Annotated in this window: 13 protein-coding genes; 3 read left to right on the top strand and 10 right to left on the bottom strand. The window is 72.0% G+C overall.

Annotated features, from left to right (window positions below):
* Positions 1-94: 94 nt before the first annotated feature.
* Both Q8A52_RS40890 and Q8A52_RS40895 read right to left on the bottom strand, forming a co-directional pair.
* Positions 95-3,112, bottom strand: a complete 3,018-nt coding sequence (locus Q8A52_RS40890; protein ID WP_316761661.1) for a putative bifunctional diguanylate cyclase/phosphodiesterase — start codon at positions 3,110-3,112, stop codon at positions 95-97.
* A 402-nt stretch (positions 3,113-3,514) separates the two neighbouring features.
* On the bottom strand, positions 3,515-4,477 hold the full coding sequence (locus Q8A52_RS40895) for a 2-hydroxyacid dehydrogenase (protein ID WP_316761663.1): 963 nt from the start codon (positions 4,475-4,477) through the stop codon (positions 3,515-3,517).
* 75 nt (positions 4,478-4,552) lie between these two features.
* Here Q8A52_RS40895 and Q8A52_RS40900 point away from each other — a divergent pair, with 75 nt between their 5' ends.
* Both Q8A52_RS40900 and Q8A52_RS40905 read left to right on the top strand, forming a co-directional pair.
* Positions 4,553-5,551 carry an aldo/keto reductase gene (locus tag Q8A52_RS40900; RefSeq protein WP_316761665.1) on the top strand — a complete coding sequence of 333 codons (999 nt, stop codon included), beginning with the start codon at positions 4,553-4,555 and terminating at the stop codon, positions 5,549-5,551.
* Positions 5,552-5,797: 246 nt separating this feature from the next.
* Positions 5,798-6,967, top strand: a complete 1,170-nt coding sequence (locus tag Q8A52_RS40905; RefSeq protein ID WP_316761668.1) for a PQQ-dependent sugar dehydrogenase — start codon at positions 5,798-5,800, stop codon at positions 6,965-6,967.
* An 8-nt stretch (positions 6,968-6,975) separates the two neighbouring features.
* Here the strand turns inward: Q8A52_RS40905 and Q8A52_RS40910 are convergent, their stop codons facing one another.
* The 7 genes from Q8A52_RS40910 to Q8A52_RS40940 all read right to left on the bottom strand — a co-directional run bounded on the left by Q8A52_RS40910 (position 6,976) and on the right by Q8A52_RS40940 (position 14,782).
* Complete coding sequence (locus tag Q8A52_RS40910; RefSeq protein WP_316761671.1) at positions 6,976-7,161, bottom strand: DUF6191 domain-containing protein; 186 nt, start codon at positions 7,159-7,161, stop codon at positions 6,976-6,978.
* Positions 7,162-7,197: 36 nt separating this feature from the next.
* Positions 7,198-10,254, bottom strand: a complete 3,057-nt coding sequence (locus tag Q8A52_RS40915; RefSeq protein WP_316761851.1) for a helix-turn-helix transcriptional regulator — start codon at positions 10,252-10,254, stop codon at positions 7,198-7,200.
* A 161-nt stretch (positions 10,255-10,415) separates the two neighbouring features.
* Positions 10,416-10,604, bottom strand: a complete 189-nt coding sequence (locus Q8A52_RS40920; RefSeq protein ID WP_316761673.1) for a hypothetical protein — start codon at positions 10,602-10,604, stop codon at positions 10,416-10,418.
* A 195-nt stretch (positions 10,605-10,799) separates the two neighbouring features.
* Positions 10,800-11,417, bottom strand: coding sequence for a hypothetical protein (locus Q8A52_RS40925; protein WP_316761677.1), 618 nt, complete (start codon positions 11,415-11,417; stop codon positions 10,800-10,802).
* A 35-nt stretch (positions 11,418-11,452) separates the two neighbouring features.
* Positions 11,453-12,028 carry a GNAT family N-acetyltransferase gene (locus tag Q8A52_RS40930; RefSeq protein ID WP_316761679.1) on the bottom strand — a complete coding sequence of 192 codons (576 nt, stop codon included), beginning with the start codon at positions 12,026-12,028 and terminating at the stop codon, positions 11,453-11,455.
* Positions 12,006-14,234 (bottom strand): MMPL family transporter, encoded by a 2,229-nt coding sequence (locus Q8A52_RS40935; RefSeq protein ID WP_316761681.1) that lies wholly within the window; start codon positions 14,232-14,234, stop codon positions 12,006-12,008. The genes Q8A52_RS40930 and Q8A52_RS40935 overlap by 23 nt, the downstream gene beginning before the upstream one ends.
* A gap of 203 nt (positions 14,235-14,437) precedes the next feature.
* Positions 14,438-14,782 (bottom strand): hypothetical protein, encoded by a 345-nt coding sequence (locus Q8A52_RS40940; protein WP_408649342.1) that lies wholly within the window; start codon positions 14,780-14,782, stop codon positions 14,438-14,440.
* A 204-nt stretch (positions 14,783-14,986) separates the two neighbouring features.
* On the opposite strand from Q8A52_RS40940, the gene Q8A52_RS40945 reads away from it, so the two are divergent.
* Entirely contained in the window at positions 14,987-15,799 is an 813-nt protein-coding gene (locus tag Q8A52_RS40945) for an SAM-dependent methyltransferase (protein ID WP_316761856.1), read from the top strand.
* Positions 15,800-15,848: 49 nt separating this feature from the next.
* On the opposite strand, the gene gatB is transcribed toward Q8A52_RS40945, so the two are convergent.
* A complete protein-coding gene (gene gatB, locus Q8A52_RS40950; protein WP_316761684.1) occupies positions 15,849-17,363 on the bottom strand; it encodes an Asp-tRNA(Asn)/Glu-tRNA(Gln) amidotransferase subunit GatB in 1,515 nt (504 codons plus the stop codon).
* Positions 17,364-17,376: the final 13 nt, after the last annotated feature.

Genomic DNA, 17,376 nt, shown 5'->3' on the forward strand with positions numbered 1-17,376 from the left:
TCCTCCGGTGGGTCCCAGCTCAGCCGACGCGCTGTCCAAGTACGAGAATTCGGGTGCGCATGGCACTGACCCTCCCCCCGACGCGCACCACGTGTCAAGTGGGTGGGACGGGAGTCTCATTATGTGAGCGAAGGGCACTTCCGCCTCCGAAGACAGCGGGCACACCACTTGTGTACACCCCCGCGCCGCCGCCCGCGAACGCCGGCTCGGCCGGTCCGAGCGGAACCGGATATTGGCCGGATCCGAGCGCCCGGCGCAGCCGGTACTCGTCGAGCGCCCCGGCGAACGCCATGCCCTGCCCGTGCGTGCAGCCCATCGAGCGCAGCGCGACCACCTGCTCCGGGAGATCCACACCCTCGGCAACGGACTGCATGCCCAGGTCGGCGGCGATGCGCAGCAGCCCATTGGTGATCTTGTGCAGCCGCGCGGACTCGACGACGCCCTCGACCAGACTGCGGTCGAGTCTCAGCACGTCGACGGGGAGCCGCCGCAGGGCGGTGATCGCCGCGTAGCCGCTGCCGAAGCCGTCCAGCGCGATCCGGACGCCCAGCCGCTTGAGCGCACCGAGCCTGCGCTCCAGCTCGTCCAGGGAGACCCGGGGGTCGGTGTCGGACAGCTCGATCACCAGCGAGCCGGACGGCAGCCCGTGCCGGGTGAGCAGAGCCTCCACCGAGCCGAGCGGCATCGACCGGTCGAGCAGCCGCCGGGCGGACATGCGCACGCCCACGGGCACGGCGAGCCCGGTCGCGGCGCGTTCGGCGGCCTGCTCCACGGCCTCCTCCAGGATCCAGCGGTCCAGTTCGGAGGTCTTGTCGCTGTCCTCGGCGACCCGCAGGAACTCGGCCGGGGTGAACAGCACCCCCTGGGAGGAGCGCCAGCGCGCCTGCGCGGAGACCGCGGTGATCCGGCCGTTGGCGAGGCACACCACTGGCTGGTGCAGCAGGGCGAACTCGCCGTCGTGCAGCGCCGCACGCAGGCGCGTGGCGAGCTCCGCCTTCCGTACGACGTCCTGCTGCATCTGCGGCTTGTACAGCTCGACGCGGCCCTTTCCGGCCGACTTCGCGCGGTACATGGCGAGGTCGGCATTGCGCAGCAGCTCGCCCGCTCCCAGGCCCTGCTCGGCGAAGGCGACGCCGATGGAGGCGTTGACACGGACATCGTTGCCGTCAATCAGATACGGCTGGGAGAGGGTCACCCTGAGGCGGTCGGCGAGCTCCAGGATGTGCCGCTCCCGGGCACTGCGGTCACGGGTGCCGTCCCCGACGATCAGGGCCGCGAACTCGTCGCCGCCCAGCCGGGAGGCGGTGTCCCCGTGCCGCACCGCGTCGTGGAGTCTGCGGGCGGCCTGGACGAGCAGCTCGTCCCCGGCCTGGTGCCCGATGGTGTCGTTGACGGCCTTGAATCCGTCCAGGTCGATGAAGAGGACGGCGGTGCCGCGCAGATGGGCGCCGCGGTCGGAGGCGCGGCGGCCGGACACGGCCTGCTGCACACGCTGGGTGAACAGCGCGCGGTTGGGCAGGTCCGTGAGCGGGTCGTGCTCGGCGTTGTGCTGGAGCTGCGCCTGCAGCCGCACTCTCTCGGTCACGTCCCGGCTGTTGAAGATGAGGCCGCCGTGGTGGCGGTTGACCGTGGACTCGACGTTGAGCCAGCCGCCCTCGCCGGACCGGAACCGGCACTCGATGCGGGTGGTCGCTTCTTCCAGGGGGCTGGCGGCGAGGAACCGGCGCACCTCGTGCACCACGCAGCCCAGATCCTCCGGGTGGATGAGATTGGCCAGTTCCGTGCCCACCAGGTCCTCCGCGGACCGGCCGTAGACCCCGGCGGCGGCCGGGGAGACGTAGCGGAGGATGCCGTTGGGCGCGGCGATCATGATGACGTCGCTGGAGCCCTGGACCAGGGAGCGGAAGTGGTTCTCCTTCTGGGCCAGTTCCTGGGTGAGCGTGATGTTGTCGAGCAGCATGATGCCCTGGCGCACGACGAGCGCGAGCACGACGGCACCGGCGGTGATGAGCACTACGTGGTCGGGACTGCGGCCGTTGAGGACGTTGTACAGGATGCCGAGCGTGCACACGGCCGCGGCCAGATACGGGGTGAGCGCGGCCAGCGAGCCGGTGATGGGCCGGCCGGCCGGATACCGGCTGTGATCACCCCCCTGGGCGGGCGGTGGCGCCTGCGGGTGACCGGCGGCACGCTGGCCGGGCACGTGCTCGTGGATCACGCGCGTGTGCCCGTCGCCGCCGTGCCGGTCCGGCTCCGGCCGGCCGTGGCGCCAGGGTGCGGACCAGGGCGCGTACGCGAGGAGCAGTGAACCGGCGAACCAGCCCGCGTCGAGCAGCTGGCCGGAGTGGTAGCTGCTGTGCAGCAGCGGCGAGGTGAACAGGGCATCGCACAGCACGGTCAGGGCGAGCGCGCCGATGGCGGTGTTGACCGCCGTGCGGTTGCCGGGCGAGCGCCGGAAGTGCAGCGCGAGCACCATGCTGACCAAAGCGATGTCGAGCAGCGGATACGCCAGCGACAACGCGGTGTGCGCCACGCTCGGCCCGTCGAACCTGGCCGCCTGGGCGAGCGCCAGACTCCAGGAGAGGGTGAGCAGCGAGCCGCCGATCAGCCAGGCGTCGAGCGCCAGGCAGATCCATCCCGCCTTCGTCACCGGCCGCTTGGCCAGCACCAGCAGCCCCACGATGGCGGGCGGCGCGAAGCACAGGAAGAACAGATCGGCGTAGCTGGGGCTGGGCACGGGCTCGTCCAGGACGACCTCGTACCACCCCCAGACCGCGTTGCCCAGGGCCGCCATCGCCGAGGAGAGGGCGAACAGCAGCCAGGCGGGTCGAAAGCGGACCCGGGGCGTGCGCGCGTAGAAGAAGCACGAGACGGCGGCGGTGCCCGCCGCGGCGGTCAGTCCGAAGTCACCCATGATCAGCGCGACTTCGTTCGAACCCCAGCCGAGCGCGGAACCGACGGCGTATCCCGCGCTCACCAGGGCCAGGACGAGTTGGTGGACCAGGCCGGACCCACCGCCGAGAGCCGGCGGCCGGGGCAGCGGCGTCCCCGACGGAGGCTGCGCCCGCAGCGTCCCGTTGAGGGTGGTCGTCACAGCGGGCGGCGGGCTCACCGGGAGCTCCCGGTCCGCTTCGCTCCGGAGTCCCTCGGGTCCCGGTGCGCTGGGTGCGCATGCCTCCTGCGTCCGCTGGGCTTGCGGTGGTGGTGATGGCTGCTGTGGTGGCCGCGTCTGCGCGCGGTCGTGCGCCAGGGTCGCCGCCGGCGGCTCCGCCGCGTCGGATCGTTCGTCCATAGGCCGTGCATCGCCCGTCGCCCCCCTCACATATCTGAAATGTCCATCCCCGGCGCCGAACGGTGCACGGCGCAGCCCCTGTCGGGACGATACACCAGTCTCGTCACTCAGGGACATAGCTTCTCTACGCTCCGTGACGATCAGCGGCAATGCGCGCACACACCGCGTCCGGAAGATTGCGGAGGGTACCCGAAGCGGATTACACGCCCGTTGCGCCCGTCGTCATGCGCCGGTGGAGCCCGTTGTAAGGATCACGTTGCGCAGGGGCTCCCGGTTCACGAACCGGTGCAACTGGTCCACCAGCAGCCGCTCGGCGCGCGGCAGGAAGGCCGAGGTGGGCCCGCCGACGTGCGGGCTGATGAGCACGCCGGGCGCCTGCCACAGGGGATGCCCCGGGGGCAGCGGCTCCGGGTCGGTGACGTCGAGGGCCGCGCCGAGCCGCCCGGTCTCCAGCTCCGTGAGCAGGGCCTTGGTGTCGACGACCGGTCCGCGGGCGACATTCACGAGCAGCGCCCCGTCCTTCATCCGGGCCAGGAACTCGGTGTCGACCAGCCCCCTCGTGGACTCCGTCAGCGGCGTGGACAGGATGACGACGTCCGCTTCCGGAAGCAGAGCGGGCAGTTCGGTGAGCGGGTGCACCGGACCGCGCGCCGTGGTGCGCTCGGAGCGCGCGACGCGCGCCACCCGCGCCACCTCGAAGGGCACGAGCCGGTCCTCGATGGCGGAGCCGATGGCACCGTAGCCGACGATGAGGACGGACTTGTCGGCGAGAGCGGGATGGAACTCGCTCTGCCACTGGCCCTGTTGCTGCGCGAGGACGAACTTCGGGATGCCGCGCAGGGCGGCGAGGGTGAGGGTGAGCGCGAGCTCGGCGGTGCTCGCCTCGTGCACACCGCGTGCATTGCAGAGCCGGACGCCGGGCACGATGGACGACAGCCGCGCGGTGACGTCGTCGACGCCGGCCGTGAGGGTCTGCACGACCTGGAGGTTCCGCATCAGCTCCAGGGGGCGCACCTTGACGGTCTGGCGCTTCATGTACGGCACCACGTACACCACACAATCCGCGGGATCGCCGGGAAACGCCTGATTCCCGTCCTTGCCCCCGTCCCAGAACAGGTAGTTCAGCCCGTCGGGAAGCCCCTCGATGTCCTGCGGCGGAATGGGAAGCCACACGTCTGAAGTCATGGTCAGGAGGCTATGTCAGGCACCCGAGCAGGCAGAGGTTAGGTTGGGGGCCGGCAGAGGGAGGTTCACGAGCAGGTGGAGCGCAGGACGATCGGCGCGGGGGCGCTCGCGGTGGGGGCCGTCGGACTTGGATGCATGCCGATGAGCTGGGCCTACAGCGGGTCACGGCAGCGGGGGGACGAGTCGCTCAGGGCGGTGCACCGGGCGCTGGACCTGGGCTCGACGCTGCTGGACACGGCCGACATGTACGGCCCGTTCACCAACGAGCTGTTGCTGGGCCGGGTACTGAAGGAGCGGCGCGCGGACGCCTTCGTGTCGACGAAGGTGGGCCTGCTGGTGGGCGATCAGCACATCGTGGCCAATGGGCGGCCCGGATATGTGAAGCGGGCCTGCGACGCCTCGCTGCGCAGGCTGCAGACGGACGTGATCGACCTCTATCAACTGCACCGCGCCGACCCGGAGGTCCCCGTCGAGGAGACCTGGGGCGCGATGGCGGAGCTGGTGCGGGCCGGGAAGGTGCGTGCGCTGGGTCTGTGTGCGATGGGCGCGCGGGGCGGACGGCGGTTCGGCGCGCGGCTGCACGACGCGACGCTGCGGCAGCTCAAGCGGGTGCAGCAGGTCTTCCCGGTGAGCGCGGTGCAGGCCGAGCTGTCGGTGTGGTCGCCGGAGGCCCTGGACGCGCTGCTGCCGTGGTGCGAGGCGCGGGGCATCGGCTTCCTGGCGGCGATGCCGCTGGGCAACGGGTTCCTGACCGGCACGCTCACTCCGGGCGAGGGGTTCGAGCCCGACGACCTGCGGGCCCGCCACCCCCGCTTCACGGCCGAGATGATGGCCGCCAACCAGCCGATCGTCGCGGGCCTGCGCCGGGTGGCCCGCCGGCACGGGGAGGAGGTCACGCCCGCGCAGGTGGCGCTGGCGTGGGTGCTGTCCCAGGGCCGTCATGTGGTCCCGGTGCCGGGCACCAAGCGCTGCCGGTGGGCGGCGGAGAACGCGGACGCGGTGGACGTGCGGCTGACCCAGGAGGACCTGACGGCGCTGGCCCAGCTGCCGCCCGCACAGGGATCGTGGGACTGAGACGGCCCGGCCCAGGTCCTGGCGTCGAACTCCCGGCGTCCGCCCGGAGTGCGGGCCCGGCGGTGTCATGGGGGTCCGCCTGCTCGAGCGAGGCCGAGAACTCGGGGGAGCGTGCACGGCGTCGCCGGGCAGACGGGAGTTTGACGGCAGGGCCGGGCGCCGAATCCGGGAGATCGGGAACCCGGGCGGTGTGAGCGGGTGTATGAGAAGTAGGGCCTGCCGCCGGGCCGCCGCGTCGAAGGGACGATGATCGTGCAACGTCGAGCTGTGACGGCCGTACTGGCCGCGGCCGCGCTCCTGCTGACGGCCGGCTGTTCCTCGGGCGGAGGAGGAACCCCGTTCGGGGGCGTGACCACGACGCCGAAGGGGACGGCCTCGGGCGCCTCCCCCTCTGGGCGGGCGACCGAGCCGACCCCGCCCGCGAAGGGCTCGGTGAAGGTGCTGCGCACGGTCACCGAGGACCTCAGGACCCCGTGGGGCCTGGCTCCCCTGCCGGACGGCGGGCTGCTCGTCTCCTCGCGCGACGACGGGACGATCACCCGGGTCGACGAGAAGACGGGCGGGAAGACCGAGCTGGGCACGGTCTCCGGGGTGTCCGCGGCCGGCGAGGGAGGCCTCCTGGGCATCGCGCTCTCCCCCGACTACGCCTCGGACCACATGATCTACGCGTACTTCACCTCGGCCTCGGACAACCGCATCGTCCGCATGATCTACGACGAGCACAGGCCCGCCGGTGATCAGCTGGGCGCCCCCGACACGATCTTCAAGGGCATCCCCAAGGGCTATGTCCACAACGGCGGCCGGATCGCCTTCGGCCCGGACAACATGCTCTACGCGGGCACCGGCGAGAGCGGGCAGCGGGGCCTCGCCCAGGACAGGAAGTCCCTGGGCGGCAAGATCCTGCGCATGACCCCGGAGGGCGAGCCGGCCCCGGGCAACCCGTTCCCCGACTCCCCCGTGTACACCTATGGCCACCGCAATGTGCAGGGCCTCGCCTGGGACGACAAACAGCGCCTGTTCGCCTCGGAGTTCGGCCAGGACACCTGGGACGAGCTGAACGCGATCAAGCCCGGCGACAACTACGGCTGGCCGGAGGCGGAGGGCAGGTCGTCCGACCCCGCCTACCACAACCCGATCGCCCAGTGGCACACCGACGAGGCCTCCCCCAGCGGCATCGCCCATGTCGACGGGGTCATCTGGATGGCGGCCCTGAAGGGACAGCGCCTGTGGCGCATCCCCTTGAAGGGCACGGAGACCTCTGCCGCCCCGCAGGCCTTCCTCACCGGCGAGTACGGCCGCCTGCGCACGGTGGTCGCGGCGGGCGGCGACAAGATGTGGCTCGTCACCAGCAACACCGACGGCCGGGGCACGCCGAAGAAGGGCGACGACCGGATCCTGGAGCTGGAGGTGCACTGACAGCCGGCCTACTCCTCCGCGGACTCGTCCGAGGGCTTGGGCCGGCGCACGACGACCTTGCCGGATTCAAGGTCTATCGGCCCGCGCCCGGGATCGTTGTCCCCGACGTCCTCCCGGGTCAGCTCCAGCCTGTTCCGCTCGTCGCGCGTGTGCTTACGGCCCGGTGCGAACAGTTCCTCGAAGATGTTGAACACGGCGCCTCCCCCATGCCGGTCCTCGCAGTGCCGGATTCACCCCGCCGTTCCGGCGCGGTGCGGGCCGGACGGAAACAGTCCCAGTCGATGGGCCACCGCCGCCGCCTCGCCCCTTCCTGAGACGCCGAGCTTGCCCAGGATGTTCGAGACGTGGACGCTGGCGGTCTTCGGGGAGATGAAGAGCTCCTCGGCGATCTGGCGATTGGTGCGGCCGGCCGAGACCAGCCGGAGCACATCGCGTTCCCTGCTGGTGAGGCCGAGGGCCTCGACGGGGTCGGCGGGGGCGGGCGCCTGCCGCGGGGCGCAGGTCAGGCTGAGGCGGGCGCGCTGGGCGAGGAGTACCACGGAGTCGGCCAGCGGGCGGGCGCCGAGGTGCTCGGCGACGGCTCGGGCCAGGCGCAGCAGTTCCGTGGCACGGTCGCGCTCGTCGTCGCCGCCGTCGGCGAGCAGCGCCCGGGCGAGGCGGCGGCGGACGCGGGCGAGGTCGTAGGGGCGCTCCAGCGGCTCGAACGAGGTGACCACCTCCGACCAGATGTCCGGGGTGTCCGTGCCCTCCGCACGCCGGAGTTCGGCTCTGACCCATCTGTCGTGGGCGAGCCAGACCGGTGCGCCGGTGGTGAGTTTCCTGGCGGTGTCGCGCACCCGGTCCAGGGCCTCGACGCGGCCGGGCTCCGCGGCGGGCAGGGTGCGGGCGTCGGCCTCGGCGGTGGCGGCGGCGAGGAGCAGGGGCCAGGCATAGCGGTTCGTGCCGGGCGGGAGGCCGGCGTCCAGGGCGCGCTCCAGCTCGGCGCGGGCGTCCAGCAGCCGGCCTTCCGCGGCGGCCACTCCGACGGCTGTGCGGGCCAGGGGCAGCCTCTGCTGGGGCATGGGGTCGTGGGTGCCGAAGTAGTCGCGGGCCGCGGCGAGTTGGTGGGCCGCCTCGGCGAGGTCGCCGCGGCCCAGGGCGAGATGGGCCAGGCACATGGCGGCCGTGCCGAGCGGTTTGGCGCTCGGTCCCCGGCGGGCCGCGTTGGCCGCGGCCCGGGCGGCCTCGTCCCAGCGGCCGAGGGAGTACAGCGACTGGGAGAGGTTGGCCCACACCCAGGCCTCGGAGCCCAGCAGACCGAACTTCCGGGTGAAGCGCGCGCCTTCCTCCAGGATGGGGGTGGCTTCCCGGGAGCGGCCGACCGCTTCGAGCTCGGAGGGGAGGTTCACGTAGGCACGGCCGGCGACGTAGGGGAAGCCCTCCTGCAACGCCCGCTCCTTGACCCGGACCATCTCGGCGAGGCCCGCCTCGACCGCGCCCGAGTCGACCATGAGGCCGCCGAGGGTGACGCGCGCGTTCAGCTCGATCTCGCGGGCGTCGACCATGCGCGCGTACTCCACGGCCCGTTCGGCGGCGGCGAGGGCCTCGGGCCCCGGCTCGTGCAGCATCGACCAGTTGGCGACGCTGCCCAGTACCTGGGCGTGCACCTCGGAGGGCGGCAGGCCGCGCACCAGTTCCTCGGCGGTGGCCAGTTCGTGGCGTCCGTCGCCGCGCCCCTGTGCCTGGACCAGGCTGGAGCGCTGGGTCCAGAACCAGGCGGCGCGCAGGGCGTCGTCCTCGTCCTCCAGCAGGCGCAGGGCCCGCTTGGTGATCTTCAGGGCCCGTTCGCGTTCCCCGCACAGCCGGCCGGCGACGGCGGCCTCCGCCATCAGGTCGAGGTAGCGCAGGGGGGTGGTGGCGGGGTCGCAGCCGCAGGGAGGGTAGACGTCGGCGTAGTCGACGGGGCGCAGGGCGGCCCGTACGTCCTCGGGGGCGGTGTCCCACAGCTCCATCGCCCTTTCCAGAAGCCGTAGTTGCTCGCTGTAGGCGTGCCGGCGGCGGGCGACGACGGAGGCGTCCAGGACGGCGGGCAGGGCCTTGGCGGGGTCGTGGGCCTGGTACCAGTAGCTGGCCAGGCGCATGTCGCGCTCGTCGGCGGGGACGAGCGTGGGGTCGGACTCCAGCGCTTCGGCGTAGCGGCGGTTGAGGCGGGAGCGTTCGCCGGGCAGCAGGTCGTCGGCGACGGCCTCGCGGACCAGGGAGTGGCGGAAGCGGTAGCCGTCGCCGCCGGGTGCGGCGATGAGGATGTTGGCGTTCACGGCGGCCCGCAGCGCCTCGATGAGGTCGTCCTCGGCGAGCCGGGCCACCGCGGCGAGCAGCCGGTACTCGACGGTGGAGCCGCCCTCGGCGACGATCCGGGCGACCCGCTGGGCGGACTCCGGCAGCGTCTCTACACGCACGAGGAGCAGGTCGCGAAGGGAGTCTGTGAGTCCGGTGCAACAGCCCTCGTGGGCGGCGACGGCGAGTTCCTCGACGAAGAAGGCGTTGCCGTCGGAGCGCCGGAAGATCTCCTCGACCTGGGCGGGGTCCGGTTCGGCGGCCAGGATGCCGGCGATCTGGCGGCCGACCTCGGCACGGCTGAAGCGGGCGAGTTCGAGGCGGCGGACGGTGCGCAGCCGGTCGAGTTCGGCGAGCAGCGGGCGCAGGGGGTGGCGGCGGTGGATGTCGTCGGAGCGGTAGGTGGCGAGGACGACGAGACGGCCGGTGCGCAGGGTGCGCAGGAGGTAGGAAAGGAGGTGACGGGTGGAGGCGTCGGCCCAGTGGAGGTCCTCCAGGGCGACGACGACCGTGCGGTCGGCGGCGATGCGTTCCAGCAGGCGGGCGGTGAGTTCGAAGAGGCGGGCCATGCCCTCCTCGTCGTGCCGGCCCGCGGTCCGGGTCGGTGCGGCCTCGTCCAGCTCGGGAAGGAGCCGGGCCAGTTCCTCCTCCTGTCCGGCGGCCGCGGCGGCGAGTTCGCCGGGCAGTGCGCGGCGCAGGGCGCGCAGCGCGGTGGAGAAGGGGGCGAACGGCAGTCCGTCGGCGCCGATCTCCACACAGCCGCCGAGCGCCACGACGGCGCCCCGGCGGCAGGCGGCGGTGGCGAACTCCTCGACGAGCCGGGTCTTGCCGACTCCCGCCTCGCCACCGACCACCCATGCCTGCGGCTCGCCCGCGGCGGCACGGGCGAGCGCGTCGTTCAGCATCTCCAACTCATCGGTACGGCCGACGAAGACGGGACTGACGGACCTGGTCTCCACGGGTCCGAGCATCGCACGGGGGTCCGACGGCACGGCATCCGGTTTCCACAGGGCGGGTGGATTGGTCGTACCGGACGCGAAAGGGGTCGTACGGCGGACCGGGGACCGCTCCCCACCGCCGTACGGGAGGAGGCGGCCGACCCCCGTACGGCCGTCCTCCCCCGTCCGGACGGTCACGCGGCGCGGGCGAGTCGGTGCCGGCGCGGCCGGTCGGTATGGGCCTCGGTCGTGGCGGCCCGGCGGGCCTCCTCCTCCCGGCGGGCGGCGCGACGGCCGCGTACGGCAGCGCGGGCCAGGCGCTCGTGCTCGGCCCGGCGGAGCAGTTCGGCGGAACGGAATCGCTGGAGTTCGTACTCGAACACGGTGTGTCCCCTGTGAGTTCGGTTTCGGGCTTCGCTTTCTGCGATGCCTCCACCTTCGTCTCCCAGGGGGGTGTGCCACATCGGGAGAGTTCCGCATCTTGGTGCGGTCGCCGGGCCTTGGACGCGCGTAAGGGGCCTTAGGAGCTCCGTAAGGTGCTTACGGATGCCCTAAGGCCCCTTGTGAAATGGGGCGATTCAGCTCGTGGTCGGCAGTGCGAGGAGCGCGTCGGAGTACTTGAGGACGGCCAGGAGCAGGCCGATGACGCCGAGCGAGACGCCCGCCCAGGCGACCGACTTGATCCAGGGGGCCTGCGGCCTGCCGGGGGCGCCGAAGGCGGGCCGCGCCAGGACGGCGACGCCGGTGATCAGCGCGGTGAGGGCGAACAGGCCGGCCCACAGTGCGGTGGTGTGCCAGGCGTCGCCGTACACCTCCTTGATCTGCTTGGCGACGGCCGCGTTCGACGCGGTCCGGAGCTGGCCTATGAGGGTCTCGCGGGCGGCGGCCACGGTGCCGATCCAGCCGCCCGTGAGCGAGACGAGGCCCAGGACGGCGGAGACGACGGCTGCGGCGCCCTGGCCGACGCCGGAGGGGCCCTCGCCCTCCTCGGCGGCCGTCTCCTCGGCCGTCTCGTCGCTCGCCCCGACGTCGTCGGTCTCCGCGGCGGCCTCGGATTCGGACTCTGTCTCGGTCTCGGTCACGTCATCGGCGCGGTCGTCGGCCTTGGTGACGTCCACCGCCGTCGCGTCGTTCTTCGGGTCGTCGTTCTTCACCTCGGTGCCGTCCCCGGCGCCGTCGACTGTCTTCGTTGCCATGCCCCGCACCGTACGGAGGCTGTCTGAGAGGTCTCTTAATGATCGTTGCGGGACGTACGCGCGCGTGCCGCACGCCACTCGGGGGCCAGCACCGACCACACCTCGATGTCGCGCCGGACACCCCGGTGGAGGTGGCTCTCGCGGAGCACCGCGTCCCGGGTCATCCCCAGCCGCCGGGCGACGTTGATGCTCGGCCGGTTGGCGGACGCCGCGTACCACTCCACACGGTGCATGCCGCGTTCGTCGACCGCCCAGTCGATGAGGACCGTGATCGCACGGGTGACGAGCCCCCGCCCGGTCGCGGCGGGCTCCAGCCAGCAGCCGACCTCGCAGTTGCCCTGTGCCGTGTCGAAGGTCCGGAACAGCACCCCGCCGACCAGCTTCCCGTCCAGCCAGATCCCGTGCAGGCTGCCGCTGTCCGCGGCGCGCTTCTCGGCGTAACCGGTGAGCAGGGCCCGCGCGGAGTCCACGTCCGTCTCCCGCGCCCCGAAGCCGATGTACTGGCCGATGAACTCCCGCCCCCGGTCGAGGTGCGCGAGGAACTCCCCGGCGTGCCAGGGATCCAGGGGGCGCAGTTCCGCACCGTCGTCACCCAGGGAAATCGCGTACATCCTGCCGCTGCTCCTTCGTCAGTTCCTCCACGGCCTCGGTGAGCCTCTCATGGGCGGCGCGGCACTCGGGCGGTTCGATGCTGATCCGCGGCATACGGCGGTCCAGCCAGCGCGGGAGCCACCAGTTGGCGCCGCCGAGCAGATGCATCAGCGCGGGCACGAGGAGGGTGCGCAGGACGAAGGCGTCCAGGGCGACCGCGGAGGCCAGCGCGATGCCGAACATGGCGATCACCCGGTCGCCGCTGAGCACGAAGGCGAGGAAGACCGAGATCATGATGACCGCGGCGGAGTTGATCACCCGGCTGGTCTCGGCCAGCCCGACACGGACGGCCCGCCGGTTGTCGCCGGTCTCCAGCCACTCCTCGTACATCCGGCTGACCAGGAAGACCTGGTAGTCCATGGAGAGTCCGAAGAGGACCGACACCATGATCACCGGAAGGAAGGGCTCGACGGGGCCGGCCCGGCCGAGTCCGAGCAGTTCGCTGCCCCAGCCCCACTGGAAGACCGCGACGACGATGCCGAAGGCCGCGGCGACGGCGGCGATGTTCATGGCGGCGGCCTTCAGCGGGATGCCGAGCGACCGGAAGGCGAGGAGGAGCAGCACGCAGCCAAGGCCGATGACGACGCCGACGAACAGCGGCAGTTTGCCCACGATCACCGCGGCGAAGTCGTCGTAACCGGCCGTCACTCCGCCGACCTGCAGATCGAGCGAGGTGCCGGTCTCCGCGCGCGGGAGGACCTCCGTGCGCAGCCGGTCGACCAGGTCGCTGGTCCGCTGCGACTGGGGCGCGGAAGCGGGGACGACGGTGAGGTAGGCGGTGTCGCCGCCGGTGTCGAACCTCGCCGGTGTCACCGAGGCGACGCCCGCGGTCTCGCGCAGAGTGGTGTCGAGGTTGTCGAGGGCGAGCCGGTCCGCGGCGCCGTCGACCCGGGTCACCAGCGTCAGCGGGCCGTTGCCGCCGGGTCCGAAGCCCTCGGCGAGGAGGTCGTACGCCTGTCGTGTGGTCGACGTCCCGGGGTCGTTGCCCTGGTCGGACGTGCCGAGGCGGAGGGAGAGCGTGGGCAGCGCGAGAACCGCGATGACGGCCACGGCGACGGTGCCGAGCAGCTTGGGGTGGCGCTCGACGAAGGCGGACCAGCGGGCGGCGAGTCCGGTCGGCAGCTCCGGCTGCGGCCCGTGCTCGGCCAGCCGGCGCCGCTCCCGGCGGCTCAGGGCGCGGTGTCCGATCCAGGACAGCAGGGCGGGCAGCAGGGTGACCGAGGCCGCGACGGTGAGCAGGACCGTCAGCGAGGCGGCGACGGCGACGCCGTTGAGGAAGCTCAGCCGCAGGATCAGCATGCCCAGCAGGGCGACGCAAACGGTGGCGCCCGCGAACACGACCGCGCGTCCCGTGGTGGCGACGGCATCGGTGGCGGCCTCGGTGACGGTGAGACCGCGCTTCAGCCCGCGCCGGTGTCTCGTCACGACGAAGAGCGCGTAGTCGATGCCGACGCCCAGCCCGATGAGCATGCCGAGCATGGGCGCGAAGTCGGCGACGGTCATGGCGTGCCCGAGCAGCACGATCGCGGCGTACGCGGTGCCGACGCTCACCAGCGCGGTGGCGATGGGCAGCAGCGAGGCGGCGAGCGAGCCGAAGGCGAGGAACAGCACGACGGCGGCGACTACCACGCCCACCGCCTCGGCGACATGCCCGCTCGACGACTCGGTGAGTCCGACGGCGCTGCCGCCGAGCTCGACCTGGAGCCCGTCGGCCTCGGCGGACTTGGCGGCGCGGACGACGGCCCGGGCCTCGGACTTGTCGATGTCCTCGGCCGGTTCGGCGAAGGTGACGGTGGCGTAGGCCGTGTGTCCGTCGTGGCTGATGCGACCGGTGCGCCGGCCCTCGTAGGGGCCGGTCACGGACGACACGCCGGGCAGGTCGGCGATCTCGTCGAGGGTGCGGGTCATCGTCTGCTCGACGTCGGCGGCGCGGACGGTGCCCGAGGCGGTGTGCCAGACGACGGTGTCGGTGTCGCCGCCGAGGCCCGGGAAGCCGTCCCGCAGCAGTTGGGCGGCGCGGCCCGACTCGGTGCCGGGCACCTCGTAGTCGTTGGAGTACGCGGAGCCGGTGACGGCGGCGGCCGCGGTGGCCCCGCCGAACGCGAGGAGCCAGAGCAGAACGGCGACCAGGCGGTGCCGGACACACCAATGTGCAAGGGCTGCCACGGACGTGCTCCCAGTTGACGATTTGAGGATCTTTGACCGGGAAAGATCGTCCATGAACTGAACAGCCCGCAAAGAACGCATGAGCAATCGCAGGACACTCTTGCAGGCGAAAGTGATCGTTTGCCGTGTTCCGGGGGTTCTCCACAAGAGTGGGAGACACGTCACAGGACAGTTCGGTGAGCTCTGTCGCCGCGCCGGGCGCTTCAGTCGAACTGGTCCCCGAGCGCCATGATCATCGTCCCCAGGATCAGCAGCCACAGCGCCCGGCGGGTACGGCCCCGGGAGCCGAGCACCGCGGCGAACGCGCACACGGCGGCCCCGAAGGCGTAGGCGGCCGGGACGAGCACCGGGGCGGCACCGCTCAGGCGCAACAGGGCCGCGGCGAGGCCCGCGAGGGACAGCAGGGCTCCGGTGCCGGTCGCCGTCCAGCGGGCCCGGCGCGCCTCCACGGCGGGGTCCGCTCCGTCGTCGTCCACGTCGTCCATGTCGTCTGCGCCGTCCATCTCGGCCGTCCCGGTTCGGGTATCGGAATCCGTGCGTCCACTCATGGCGGGCGAGCGTAGTACCTGTGCCTGAACAATCCGGGTGCGGGGAGCGGGAAGCGCTGTTAGCGTCCCGGCGTCCGCAGGCCCGGCAGCCGGCACATCGCCGCCGACCGAAGCAGGTGCATTGTTTGAAGGTCCGACCGAGCTCCTACGCATACCTTTCCCGTACGAAGGACTCAAGGAGCCCGTTCACCGATGTCCGACAGCATGTCCGACGCCACATCCAAGACGTCCAGGACCTCCGACAACCCTCTGACTGACCGCCTGACCCACCCCCGCCATCCGCGCAGCAACCGCTACGACGTCCACTGGACCATCGAGAACCAGATGGGCCCGCACGCCCTGTGGCTGCTGGAGTGGCTGGCGCCCGCGCTCGGCCTGGCCGACCTGCGCCCCGGGGCGCGCGTCCTCGACCTGGGCTGCGGCCGCGCCATGACCTCCGTCTTCCTCGCCCGGGAGTACGACGTCCAGGTAGTCGCCGCCGACCTGTGGGTGCAGCCCGACGACAACGCCGCACGGATCGCCGAGGCCGGCGTCGCCGACCGGGTGCTGCCCGTGTACGCCGAGGCGCACGCGCTGCCCTTCGGCGAGGGGACGTTCGACGCGATCGTCTCCGTCGACGCGTACCAGTACTTCGGCACCAACGACCTGTATCTGCCCACGCTGACCCGGCTGCTGAAGCCCGGCGGGCGGATCGGTGTCGTCGTACCGGCGCTTCGGGAGGAGCCGGAGGCCACGGAGCCGCCGGCGCATCTCGCGCCGTGGTGGGAGCCGGACTTCTGGTGCTTCCACTCCCCCGAGTGGTGGCGCCGCCACTGGACGCGCGGCGCGGCCGTCGAGGTCGAGGCGGCCGACTGGCAGCCGGACGGCTGGCGGGACTGGCTGCTGTGGTGCGAGGTGGTCGCCGAGGAGAGCCCGGAGGAGTTCCATCGCACGATGGCCCGCCGGGTCGCCGAGATGGTCCGGGCGGACGAGGGCCGCGCACTGGGCTTCGTACGGGTCGTGGGACGCCGCAGGTAGCCGTACGGCCCCGGAGGCGTCGCCTCCGGGGCCGTACCGCACGCGGGACTCAGCCCTCGCTGACGCCCAGCTTCTCCAGGATCAGCTCCTTGACGCGGGCCGCGTCGGCCTGGCCGCGGGTGGCCTTCATGACCGCGCCGACCAGGGCACCGGCCGCGGCCACCTTGCCACCGCGGATCTTGTCGGCGATGCCCGGGTTGCCGGCGATCGCCTCCTCGACGGCGGCCGTCAGCGCGCCCTCGTCGGAGACGACCTTCAGACCGCGCTTCTCGACGACCTCGTCCGGGGTGCCCTCGCCCGCGAGGACGCCCTCGATGACCTGGCGGGCCAGCTTGTCGTTCAGGTCACCGGAGTTCACGAGCTCGGCGACCCGGGCCACCTGCTGCGGCGTGATCGCCAGCTCGTCCAGCGCCTTGCCCGACTCGTTGGCACTGCGCGCCAGTTCGCCCATCCACCACTTGCGGGCGGAGGCCGCGTCGGCACCGGCGTCGATCGTGGCGACGATCGGGTCCAGCGCACCGGCGTTGAGGATCGCCTGCATGTCGGTGGCCGAGATGCCCCACTCCGCCAGCAGACGGGTACGGCGGGCCAGCGGCATCTCCGGCAGCGCGGCGCGGATCTCCTCGACCCACTCGCGGGAGGGCGCCACCGGGACGAGGTCGGGCTCCGGGAAGTACCGGTAGTCCTCGGCCTCCTCCTTCACGCGGCCCGAGGTCGTGGACCCGGTGTCCTCGTGGAAGTGGCGGGTCTCCTGGACGATCGTCCCACCGCCGCCGAGCACGGCGGCGTGCCGCATGATCTCGAAGCGGGCCGCGCGCTCCACGGAACGCAGCGAGTTGACGTTCTTCGTCTCGGAGCGCGTGCCGAACTTGTCGCCGCCCTTGGGCATCAGCGACAGGTTGACGTCGCAGCGCATCTGGCCCATCTCCATACGGGCCTCGGACACGCCGAGCGCCTTGATGAGCTCGCGCAGCTCACGGACGTAGGCCCGGGCGACCTCGGGAGCACGCTCCCCAGCACCGACGATCGGCTTGGTGACGATCTCGATGAGCGGGATGCCGGCGCGGTTGTAGTCCAGCAGCGAGTGCTGCGCGCCGTGGATTCGGCCGGTGGCACCGCCGACGTGCGTCGACTTGCCGGTGTCCTCCTCCATGTGGGCGCGCTCGATCTCCACGCGGAAGGTCTCGCCGTCCTCGAGCTGTACGTCGAGGTAGCCGTTGTAGGCGATCGGCTCGTCGTACTGGGAGGTCTGGAAGTTCTTCGGCATGTCCGGATAGAAGTAGTTCTTCCGGGCGAAGCGGCACCACTCGGCGATCTCGCAGTTCAGCGCGAGGCCGATCTTGATCGCGGACTCGACGCCGGTCGCGTTGACGACCGGGAGCGAGCCGGGCAGGCCGAGGCAGGTCGGGCAGGTCTGCGAGTTGGGCTCGGCGCCCAGCTCGGTCGAACACCCGCAGAACATCTTGGTCTTGGTGCCGAGTTCGACATGAACCTCGAGGCCCATGACGGGGTCGTACGACGCCAGCGCGTCCTCGTACGACACCAGGTCGGTCGTGGTGGTCACGGTGAAACTTCCC

The organism is Streptomyces herbicida, from assembly GCF_032656585.1.
GTDB lineage: Bacteria > Actinomycetota > Actinomycetes > Streptomycetales > Streptomycetaceae > Streptomyces > Streptomyces herbicida.